This window comes from Sphingomonas hankookensis (assembly GCF_028551275.1).
In the GTDB taxonomy this organism is placed as follows: Bacteria; Pseudomonadota; Alphaproteobacteria; order Sphingomonadales; family Sphingomonadaceae; genus Sphingomonas; species Sphingomonas hankookensis_A.
Window position 1 is genome coordinate 2,394,700 of the sequence record NZ_CP117025.1, and the last position, 10,301, is coordinate 2,405,000.

The following is a 10,301-nucleotide window of genomic DNA, read 5'->3' on the forward strand; positions in this document are numbered from 1 at the left end:
ACCATCATGCAACCCAGCGTCGTTGCGCCACTAGGGTCGGTCGCCCATCCGCTCGCCCAGCCGCACGGTCCGCTCTGGGGCCCAGTCGGGCCTGAAGGCGATCCGACCACGCCCGAACAGCATCACGACCGTCGACCCCAGCAGGAAGCGGCCCATCTCCTCGCCCTGGGCGAGCGTGATGTCGCGGTCGGCATAGCTCCATTCGGACAGCTTGCCCGTCCGCTTCGCGTTGACCACGCCATGCCACGGCGTTGCGATGCTGCCGACGATCGTCGCGCCGACCAACACCATCACGAAGCGGCCATGCTCGACGGAATCGAACACGCACACCACCCGCTCGTTCCGCGCGAACAGGTTCGGCACGCCGCGCGCGGTCACCGGGTTTACCGAAAACAGCGCGCCCGGCACATGGATCATCCGCACCAGCCGCCCGGCGCAGGGCATGTGCAGCCGGTGATAGTCCTTGGGCGACAGGTACAGATTGGCGAAACTGCCATGCTGGAACTGCGCGGCGAGCGAAGCGTCGCCGCCGACCAGATCGGTCGTGGTGAAGCGATGCCCCTTCGCCTGCACGATATGATGGTCGTCGATCGGCCCCAACTGGCTGATCGCGCCGTCGACCGGACAGACGAAATCCGCCGCCGCGATCGGGCGGGCACCGGGCTTCAGCGGGCGGGTGAAGAAGTCGTTGAAGCTCGCATAGCTGGCAATGTCCGGATTCGCCGCCTCGTCCATGTCGACGCCGTATTTCGCCACGAACCAGCGGATCAGCCGCCTCGTGAACGCCCCGCCCCGCGCGCCCGCGATGCGACCGGCCAGGACGGTCAGCCGCTGCTTGGGCAGCACATGTTGCAGCATCACTTTCAACGTATCGGACATCGACTTCTCGACCATGACGGGATCTGCCCTTGTAGGGGCATTCTCCGCCACGTCGATCCTTCGCGGCGTCAGGCGGTCAGCCAGTTCCGCAACAGCATCGTCACCTCGCCCGATCGCTCCATCGGCGACAAATGGCCGCAGTTGCGCAGGATGTGGAACCGCGCACCGGGAATACGCTCGGCCAATGCCGCCGCATCCTCTACCCGGCAGATCAGGTCGCGATCCCCGACCGCGACCAGCGCCGGCACCCGCACCGCCGCGATCGCCGTGTCGAGGTCGGGCCGGGCGAGCAGCGCGCGCTGCTGCCGTTCGAACACGTCCGTCCCGACGCGCTCGGCCATCGCCTGCACCGGCCCGCTGACGATCGGGGTCAGCATCGGATCGGCATGCGGCGCGGTGGCGAGCAATCCCTGTTCGCCGACCGTCCGGGTGCGCATCTCCATGCTCGCCCGCGTTCCGAACAGCGCGACGCGCAGGACACGCTCGGGCGCCTGCCGAATCATCTCCAGCGCGACATAGCCGCCGAGGCTGACGCCCGCGACCGCGAAGCGCGGCGGCGCATGGGCCAGCACCCGTGCCGCCATCGCCGACAGGCTGTCGTCGACGGTCAGGTCGCCCAGTTCCGGATGGGCGATGTCGCCCAGGTCGACGACCTGCCGCGCCCAAAGCTGACCATCGCAGCCCATGGCAGGAAGCAGGACGAGCGGGATCGAAGGCTGGTTCATGGCAAGCTCCGGCAAGATCAGGCGAACAACGCCAGCACACCGCGCGAGGGATCGGTCAGCCCCTCATAGATCATGCGGCACGCGACATAGAGGATGACGGCCAGCCCGATATAGGCGACCCAGCGATAGCGTTCGATCACGCGCGCCAGCACATTGGCGGCAACCCCCATCAGCGCGACCGACAGGATCAGCCCGACGGCGAGGATACCGGGATGGTCCCGGGCCGCCCCGGCCACCGCCAGCACATTGTCGAGGCTCATCGACACGTCGGCGATGGCAACGGCCCAGGCGGCGCTGGCGAAGCTGCGCGGCGGGGCCTGCGTCACGGCATCCCCGCTGTCGTCCGGTCCCCGCAGCTCACGCCACATCTTCCATGCGACCCACACCAGCAGCAGCCCGCCGGCAAAGACCAGCCCGGTCACCTGTAACAGCTGCGTGACGAGCAACGCGAAGACGACCCTGAGCAGCAGCGCCGCACCGACCCCGATCAGGATCACCTTGCGTCGCATATCCGCCGGCAGGCCCGCCGCCAACGCCCCGACGACGATCGCATTGTCCGCCGCCAGCATCACGTCGATCAGCACCACCTGTCCGAACGCGGCCAGCGCGGAGGGACTGCCGATATTGGCGAAATCGGCGACGATATGGCTCCACAATTCGGTCACGCGATCAGCTCACGAACGGGAAGGCGAGCACGGCCATTCCGACCAGCGTCATCACCACGCAGACCATGGTCGCCGGGATCAGCGTGAAACGCTGATGATCGGCGAGGTCGATCCCGGCGAGGCTGACCAGCAGATAGGTCGAGGGCACCAGCGGGCTGAGCAGATGCACCGGCTGCCCCATCAGCGACGCCCGCGCGATGGCGATCGGCGACACGCCATAATGCGCGCCCGCTTCGGCCAGGATCGGGAGCATCCCGAAATAAAAGGCGTCGTTGGAGATGAAGAAGGTGAAGGGCAGGCTGAGCAGCGCGGTGATCGGCGCCATATAAGGCCCCATGGCCGGCGGGATGAGCCCGACGACTTCCTTGCTCATCGCCTCCACCATGCCGGTGCCCGACAGGATGCCGGTGAAGATGCCCGCGGCGAAGATCAGCGACACGACCGACAGGACATTGCCGGCATGGGCGGAAATCCGCTCCTTCTGTTCGGCGACCTGCGGATAGTTGACGATCATCGCAATGGCGAAGGCCAGCATCATCAGCACCGACAGCGGCAGCACGCCCAGCACCAGCCCGGCGATCAGCGCCAGCGTCAGCGCCCCGTTGAACCAGCGCAGGTGATAGCGGCGCGCCTCCGGAAACTGCGACACCGCCATGCCGGTGAACGCGGTCGGGCCATTGGCCTTCACATGGCCGATCCGGCGACGCTCCTTGCGCCCGAACCACACGGCCAGACCGATCAGGAAGGCAAGCCCGGCGATCATCCCCGGCACCAGCGGCAGGAACAGCGTCGCCGGATCGAGCTTCAGCGCGCTGGCGGCACGCGCGGTCGGGCCGCCCCATGGCGTCAGGTTCATGACCCCGCTGGTGCTCATCAACAGGCAGCACAGGTACAGCCGGTTCATGTCGTACCGCTTGTACAGCGGCAGCAGCGCGGCGATCGTGATGATATAGGTCGTCGACCCATCGCCATCCAGGCTGACGATCGCGCACAGCACCACGGTCCCGATCAGGATCAGCAGCGGGTCGCCATGCACCACCCTCAACAGCCGGTTGACCAGCGGGTCGAACAGGCCGGTATCGGTCATGATCGAAAAGAACAGGATCGCGAACAACAGCATCACGCCCGTCGGCGCGAGGTTCTTGATCCCGTCGATCATCATGTCGCCGATGCCACCGGCAAAGCCGGCGAACAGCGCGAAGGCGGTGGGCACGGTGATCAGCGCGACCAGCGGCGTCATCCGCTTGGTCATGATGAGCGTCATGAAGGTGGCCACCATCAGGAAGCCGAGCAGGGCGAGGTTCATAGGATGCTCCCGGGGGGGGATCAGAAGGTGACGGCGATGCGGGTCATGACGGTCTGCCCGTCATCGGGGCCGACAAAGGCACCGGCGCGGTTGTCGGTGTTCCAGTGGACGACGTTGAACTGGAACCGGGTGAAGCTGTTGAGATACCAGTTGGCACCGAGCGTCGCGGCCCATCCCTGCCCACCGGTCAGCAGATCGCTGTAATCGAGATTCTCGTAGCGCGCGGTCAGCTCGATCGCGCCGGGACCGCCTTCGAAGATCGGCCTCAACACGCGCGGTTGCCCGAAGCTGCCGAGGCGCGGGTTGTATGGCGGCAGGTCGCCGGTGACGAACCATCCGCCCGACAGGCTCCATGCCTTGCTGACGAAATCGGGCCGGCCGGCGTCCAATCGCGCATGGCGCTGCCCTGCCTCGCCCATCAGCCAGACCGGGCCGACATAGCCGCCCAGTTCCAGACCATAGCCGGTGGTGCCGGTTCCGCCGGTCAGCGCGCCCGACGACACGCGCAGCGCACCGTTGAAGCGCCCGCCGATCACCGTGTTGCGGGTCAACGTCGTCGCTCCCGCCGCCAGCCCCTCGTCGAACCCCCAGGCCCCCAGATGCAGGACCGAATTGGCGGTCTTGATCGGATTCCAGTGCGCGCGGGCCAGAACGGTGCGGCTGTCATTGCCCGACTGGTTGCCGTCGATCCGGTCGCCGGTGACGGTCAGCGATGCGTGGCCGGTCTTCCAGAACAGGCGCGGCATGATGCCGACGCCATAGAAGCCGCGCTGCGGGATGATCGCGGTCGACACGACGGTACGTTCCATGAACGGCGTCGAATCCGACCCCGTCGATCCTTCGAACCCGCGATCGTTGAACAGGTGGCCGGCGCGTACGTCGTAATCGATGCCCGGCGCGATGCGGTTGCGCCACCCGATGAACGCGGTGACGATATCGACCTCGTTCTCCGAAAAGTCGCTTTCGAACTGGTAGAAGAAGTGGGTGCCCACCCCGCCTTCGAGGCCGAGGCGCAGCGCGCGCATGCCGGTCGTCGTGATGTTGCGTGCGGCATAGTCGGACCCGAAGGTCGAGCTGACGTCGGTCAGGATGCGCCCGCGCGGCTTGAAGGTATAAATACCGTCGGCCGAGTGGAACACCGGCAGGCCCGCGCCCCATTCGGTCGTGACACCCGCCGCATTCGCCTGCCGCGCCTGCGCCACGTCGCGCTCCGCCGGGCCGGGCGGGACCAGCTGCGGCGCGAATGGGCTCGTGACGTTACCGCCGGTCTGCGACGGCGTTTGCGCCATGACGACGGGCGGGGTCACGGGGGCAGGCGCCGGGGCGGGCTGCGATGCCGCGACCCGCGCGCCCTCCAGCCGGTCGAGCCGCGTGCGCAGCGCCGCGATCTCCGCCGCCTGTGCCCTGACCAGCTCCGCCAGTTCCGCCTGGCTCGGCGTCTGGGCGAGCGCGGGCGTGGCGCAGATCAGCGCGGCGATCGCACAGCCGCTACGAAACAACATCATGGCTTCATTCCCTGGGTCAGGATCGCGCGCCATTCGGCGAGGAACCGCCGGCGCTTGATCGTATCGAGATTGACGAGAAGGCCGGGGCCGACGCGGATCGGGCGCTGCTGTTCGGCCGACAGGCGCGGCGCGCGGACATCGCGGCGCACCGGCAACAGCCATTGCTTCGCGAGCAGCCCTTGGCCCGTGCGCGACAGCAGGAAATCGAGGAACAGCTTCGCCCCCGCCGGGCGCTGGGCATTGCGGGCGATGAAGGCGACGCGCGAGGCGACCAGCGTATAGTCGCGCGGGAACACCACCCCGATCCGGGGGTCGCGCTTCGCGGCGGTCAGCGCATAGGGGCCGACGACATTATAGGCGATGGCGATCCGCCCGTCGGCGACCGCATCCAGCATCGGCTCGGTCGTCGGTGACAACCACGGCCGCGTCGCCGCCATCGCCTGGACCAGCGACCGCGTATCGCGGGTGATCGCATAATCTTCTGTCAGATACAGATAGCCGACGTTCGAGCGCGCCGGATCATAGGTCGCGACCTTGCCGGTCAGCGGCTTGCGCCCGGCGCGCAGCAGCGCCTCGAACGCCTCATGGGTGCGCGGCACCCGGCCCGCCGGAATCAGCCGCCGGTTGTAGACGAAGGCGACCGGCTCGGCGGTGACGCCATAACCCATGTTCTTCCACACCGCGTCGGCGGGCAGCGCCGGCTTCTCCGGGCTCTGATAGGCCTGCGCATAGCCGTCGTTGATCAGCTTCGCCTGTAAATCCATGCCCGACGACCAGACCAGATCGGCGACCGGCCGGTTGGCACGCGCTTCGGCCACGACCCGGCGATAGATTTCGCGCGACTCCAGATCCGCATATCGGACGGCGACGCCGGGAAAGGTCCGTTGAAACGCGGCGATCAGCGGTGCCATCGCCGACGCATCGGCATTGCCATAGACGCGCACGACGCGCTCGGCCCGCGCCGCTTCGATCAGCGCGTCATAGGACCGCGGATAGCCCTCGGGCCGCTGCGCCTCTGTGGGGGCCGCCGCGCCGACCAGAATCGCCAACAGGATCGTAAAAGCTTTCATCAGGTCCTCTCGCTTCCCGCATCTCGGTTCGGGTAAGCTCGTATGATGGTGTACGAACCGAACCTGTCATCCGCCTTTCACCGCGCCGGCCGTCGATGCGAATATTGATCGTCGAGGACGACGCGCCGCTCGCGCGCAGCATCGCCGCGTTGCTGCGCGGTGCGGGCCATGCGGTCGACCATGTCGCGACGGGCGAAGACGCGCTGATGGTGCTGGCAACCGAACCCTATGCGCTGGTCGTGCTCGACGTCGGCCTGCCCGATCTCGATGGATTTGCGGTGTTGCAGGCGCTGCGCAAACGCGGCGACCGGGTGCCGGTGCTGATGCTGACCGCGCGCGATGCACTGGACGACCGCGTGCGCGGCCTCGACCTCGGCGCCGACGATTATCTGCGCAAGCCCTTCGCGCCGGAGGAACTGGAGGCGCGCATCCGTGCGCTCGGCCGGCGGCGCGGCGGTGATCCCATGCCTGAACTGGTGATCGGCACGCTCACGCTCAACCGCTCGACCGGGCAGGCGCAGGTGGGTGAACGCCCGCTCGACCTCCGGCGGCGCGAATGGGCGGTGCTCGACGCCCTCGCCACCCGTGCCGGGCAGATCGTCCCGCGCGAAACGCTGCAATCCGAGGTGTTCGGCTATGACGAACCGGTCGGACCCAATGCGATCGAGGTGAACATTACCCGGCTGCGCGGCAAGCTCGCCCCCGACGGACCGGCGATCCGCACCGTGCGCGGCGTGGGCTATCTGCTCGATGCCGGCTGATCCCGGCCGTGCGCCCGCGCTGCGCACCCGGTTGCTGGCGGCGATGCTCGCGCCGATGCTCGCCATCGCGGTGCTGCTGGGCATCGCCGGCGCGGCGCTGATCGCCGATGTCGTACGGCGGACCAACGACCGGGTGCTGGGCGGCGCGCTCGGCGCGATCGCGGAAACGGTGCAGGTGGAGGCGGGCGAAGTCACGATGGACCTGCCCCCCGCCGCGTTCGGCATGCTGGAAAACAGCGAGCGCGACAATGTCTACTACCGGATCGCGGTCGGCGACCGGCTGCTGACCGGCTATGCCGACCTGTCCGCGCCGCGCGTCGCCGACCTCGCACTCGATACGCCGCGCTTTCGCAACGCCGCCTATCGCGACCAACCGATCCGCATCGCGGAGGTACGCCGCTCGCTACCCCGCATCGATCAGCCGGTCGTCGTGCAGGTCGCCGAAACGCTCGACGGGCGTCATGCCCTGCAACGCCGACTGTTCGTCGCATTGCTGATCGGCGAACTGCTGCTGATTGGCGTGGCGATGCTGTTGATCCGTCCGGCGCTCAGCTGGAGCTTGCGCCCCCTCGCCCGCCTGCGCAGCACGATCGCCGCCCGCGATACCCGCGCGACCCCCGACCTATCGCCGCTCGACACCGGTCCGCTCCCCGTCGAGTTGCGCCCGCTGGCCGAGGCCTTCGACCATCTCCTGGCCCGGCTCGACAGCGCGACCGCCGGCATGCGCCGCTTCACCGCCGACGCCTCGCACCAGATGCGCACGCCGCTCGCCGTGCTGAAGCTGCAGGTCGCCCTTGCCCGGCGCGGCGATCCGGCCGCGCTGGGCGAGATCGCCGACGCCGCCGACCGCCTCGAACATCTGGTCAAACAGCTGCTGGCGCTGGCCCGAGCCGAGGAGACCGGAACCGCTCCGCCCTTCGAACCGGTCGATCTGCGCGAATTGGCCATCGCGGTCATCAACCGCCGCATCGCCCAGGCCATCGAGGCAGGCGTCGAGATCGACCTCGAAGCGGAGAACGGCGCGGTCGTCCAAAGTCATCGGACCTTGCTGTTCGAAATCCTGTCGAACCTGGTCGACAACGCGATCCGCTACAACCGGCGAGGTGGCAGGGTCGTGATCGCAGTAGAGGCCGCCGCGCAAGGAACCGCGATCGCCGTCTCCGACAACGGCCCGGGATTGCCGCCGGCCGACCTGCACCGGCTGGGCCACCGCTTCACCCGGCTGTCGAGCAGCCAGGGCAGCGAAGGCAGCGGTTTGGGCTTCGCCATCGTCCGCTCGGCCGCCCAGCGCCTCGGCCTGTCGATTATGGTCGGCGACAACGCCCCCGGCTTGCGCGTCACCTTACGTTTCGACTGACCAGCACGGCTTGCAAGAGAGTGCGGCGGTCCTGACCAGTTTGCCCGGTATTACCCTCGCCCCCTTCGGGCTAGGTCCGATATCCTACGCAATGAGACGCACAGCCGTCAACGAACGCAGACGTTCCGTCGGCGTCACGACGAAGGGGCGCATGCGTGCATCGCGACCGCCCCGAAGGGATGTGGAGCGATCAATCTGTCGTGATGCTCCAAACGCGAACAGCCCGCTGGTTTTTCGGCCAGCGGGCTGTGTGTCGTTGAAACGCGAGCGGCCCGCGTGTCTGCGACAGGCGGGCCGTGTGTTGTATAGTTTGGTTGCGGGGACAGGATTTGAACCTGTGACCTTCAGGTTATGAGCCTGACGAGCTACCGGGCTGCTCCACCCCGCGCCACCATGGTCGCCCTGTTGGGCGGAAGGGGTGTTATGACGAGTGTGAATGGATATGTGCACCGGCTTCAATGCCTGGCGACGACCTACTCTTCCACTGCTTAGGCAGTAGTACCATTGGCGCGGTTTGGTTTCACGGCCGAGTTCGGGATGGGATCGGGTGGTTCACAAACGCTATAGCCACCAGGCAATGAAGCGGGTGCACATGTTTTTCAAATCGGTGTTTCAAGGGCTGAGGGTTTCAACCACGTGTGTCAGCCAGTGCTGACGTTGGGGGTGTGAACTCTCTGGCATCCATAAAAGTAGTACTTTTATGGAAACCTGTTTCAAGCGCGAATAGGACAATTAGTATCGGTTAGCTTCACGCATTACTGCGCTTCCACATCCGATCTATCGAGGTCGTGGTCTCCGACCGTCCTAAGAAATCTTATCTTGAGGGAGGCTTCCCGCTTAGATGCTTTCAGCGGTTATCCCGTCCATGCATAGCTACCCTGCTGCGCCGTTGGCACGACGACAGGTACACCAGAGGCATGTTCACCCCGGTCCTCTCGTACTAGGGGCAACTCCTCTCAAATTTCGACGCCCACGGCAGATAGGGACCAAACTGTCTCGCGACGTTCTGAACCCAGCTCACGTACCACTTTAATTGGCGAACAGCCAAACCCTTGGGACCTGCTCCAGCCCCAGGATGTGATGAGCCGACATCGAGGTGCCAAACAACCCCGTCGATATGAGCTCTTGGGGGTTATCAGCCTGTTATCCCCGGCGTACCTTTTATCCGTTGAGCGATGGCCCTTCCACGAGGGACCACCGGATCACTATGACCGACTTTCGTCTCTGCTCGACTTGTCAGTCTCGCAGTCAGGCTGGCTTATGCCATTGCACTCTAACAGACGGTTTCCAACCGTCCTGAGCCAACCTTCGCGCGCCTCCGTTACTCTTTAGGAGGCGACCGCCCCAGTCAAACTACCCGCCACAGAGGGTCCCTCAACCAGTTTCATGGTTGCAGGTTAGACATCAGAAAACAACAGGGTGGTATTTCACCTATGGCTCCACACCGGCTGGCGCCAATGCTTCAAAGCCTCCCACCTATGCTACACAGTTCTTTCCTAATGCCACTCTGAAGCTGCAGTAAAGGTGCACGGGGTCTTTCCGTCTAACCGCGGGTACTCCGCATCTTCACGGAGAATTCAATTTCGCTGAGCATGTCCTGGAGACAGTGGGGAAGTCGTTACGCCATTCGTGCAGGTCGGAACTTACCCGACAAGGAATTTCGCTACCTTAGGACCGTTATAGTTACGGCCGCCGTTTACCTGGGCTTCATTTCAGAGCTTGCACCCCTCCACTTAACCTTCAGGCACCGGGCAGGCGTCAGGCCCTATACGTCGTCTTGAAGCCGACTTAGCAGAGCCCTGTGTTTTTGCTAAACAGTCGCTACCCCCTGGCCTGTGCCCCCTGATAGAGCTTGCGCTTAATCAGGGCCTCCTTCTTCCGAAGGTACGGAGGCAATTTGCCGAGTTCCTTCAGGACACTTCTCTCAAGCGCCTTGGTATACTCTACCTGACCACCTGTGTCGGTTTCGGGTACGGTCTATACGGTGGGGCTATTTCCCGGGACAGCTTCGAAGCCGGATCAATCCGATAAGA

General features: G+C 65.7%; 8 protein-coding genes, 1 tRNA gene and 2 rRNA genes (1 of these 11 running past the window's edge). 2 read left to right on the forward strand and 9 right to left on the reverse strand.

Features of this window, described 5'->3' with window-relative positions:
- Window positions 1-30: 30 nt before the first annotated feature.
- The 6 genes from asd to PPZ50_RS11250 all read right to left on the reverse strand — a co-directional run bounded on the left by asd (window position 31) and on the right by PPZ50_RS11250 (window position 6,150).
- Window positions 31-879, reverse strand: a complete 849-nt coding sequence (gene asd, locus PPZ50_RS11225) for an archaetidylserine decarboxylase (RefSeq protein ID WP_066691297.1) — start codon at window positions 877-879, stop codon at window positions 31-33.
- Window positions 880-947: 68 nt separating this feature from the next.
- The gene (locus tag PPZ50_RS11230) at window positions 948-1,604 is read right to left on the reverse strand and encodes an alpha/beta fold hydrolase (RefSeq protein ID WP_157092760.1); all 657 of its coding nucleotides are present in this window, start codon (window positions 1,602-1,604) and stop codon (window positions 948-950) included.
- Between the two features lie 17 nt (window positions 1,605-1,621).
- Complete coding sequence (locus tag PPZ50_RS11235; protein ID WP_066691276.1) at window positions 1,622-2,269, reverse strand: TerC family protein; 648 nt, start codon at window positions 2,267-2,269, stop codon at window positions 1,622-1,624.
- Window positions 2,270-2,273: 4 nt separating this feature from the next.
- Complete coding sequence (locus PPZ50_RS11240) at window positions 2,274-3,575, reverse strand: CitMHS family transporter (RefSeq protein WP_066691279.1); 1,302 nt, start codon at window positions 3,573-3,575, stop codon at window positions 2,274-2,276.
- 20 nt (window positions 3,576-3,595) lie between these two features.
- Window positions 3,596-5,080: an OprO/OprP family phosphate-selective porin gene (locus PPZ50_RS11245; RefSeq protein ID WP_232307991.1), complete on the reverse strand. Its 1,485-nt coding sequence runs from the start codon at window positions 5,078-5,080 to the stop codon at window positions 3,596-3,598.
- Window positions 5,077-6,150, reverse strand: coding sequence for an ABC transporter substrate-binding protein (locus PPZ50_RS11250; protein WP_066691284.1), 1,074 nt, complete (start codon window positions 6,148-6,150; stop codon window positions 5,077-5,079). Before PPZ50_RS11250 ends, PPZ50_RS11245 begins: the two co-directional genes overlap by 4 nt.
- Before the next feature lie 95 nt (window positions 6,151-6,245).
- On the opposite strand from PPZ50_RS11250, the gene PPZ50_RS11255 reads away from it, so the two are divergent.
- Both PPZ50_RS11255 and PPZ50_RS11260 read left to right on the forward strand, forming a co-directional pair.
- Window positions 6,246-6,911 carry a response regulator gene (locus tag PPZ50_RS11255; RefSeq protein WP_066691286.1) on the forward strand — a complete coding sequence of 222 codons (666 nt, stop codon included), beginning with the start codon at window positions 6,246-6,248 and terminating at the stop codon, window positions 6,909-6,911.
- Window positions 6,901-8,268: a sensor histidine kinase gene (locus PPZ50_RS11260; RefSeq protein ID WP_066691288.1), complete on the forward strand. Its 1,368-nt coding sequence runs from the start codon at window positions 6,901-6,903 to the stop codon at window positions 8,266-8,268. The genes PPZ50_RS11255 and PPZ50_RS11260 overlap by 11 nt, the downstream gene beginning before the upstream one ends.
- A gap of 311 nt (window positions 8,269-8,579) precedes the next feature.
- On the opposite strand, the gene PPZ50_RS11265 is transcribed toward PPZ50_RS11260, so the two are convergent.
- From PPZ50_RS11265 to PPZ50_RS11275, 3 genes are all read right to left on the reverse strand, one after another.
- A tRNA-Met gene (locus PPZ50_RS11265) sits at window positions 8,580-8,656 on the reverse strand.
- 72 nt (window positions 8,657-8,728) lie between these two features.
- A 5S ribosomal RNA gene (gene rrf / locus PPZ50_RS11270) occupies window positions 8,729-8,843 on the reverse strand.
- A gap of 137 nt (window positions 8,844-8,980) precedes the next feature.
- A 23S ribosomal RNA gene (locus tag PPZ50_RS11275) occupies window positions 8,981-10,301 on the reverse strand (it continues 1,470 nt past the right edge of the window).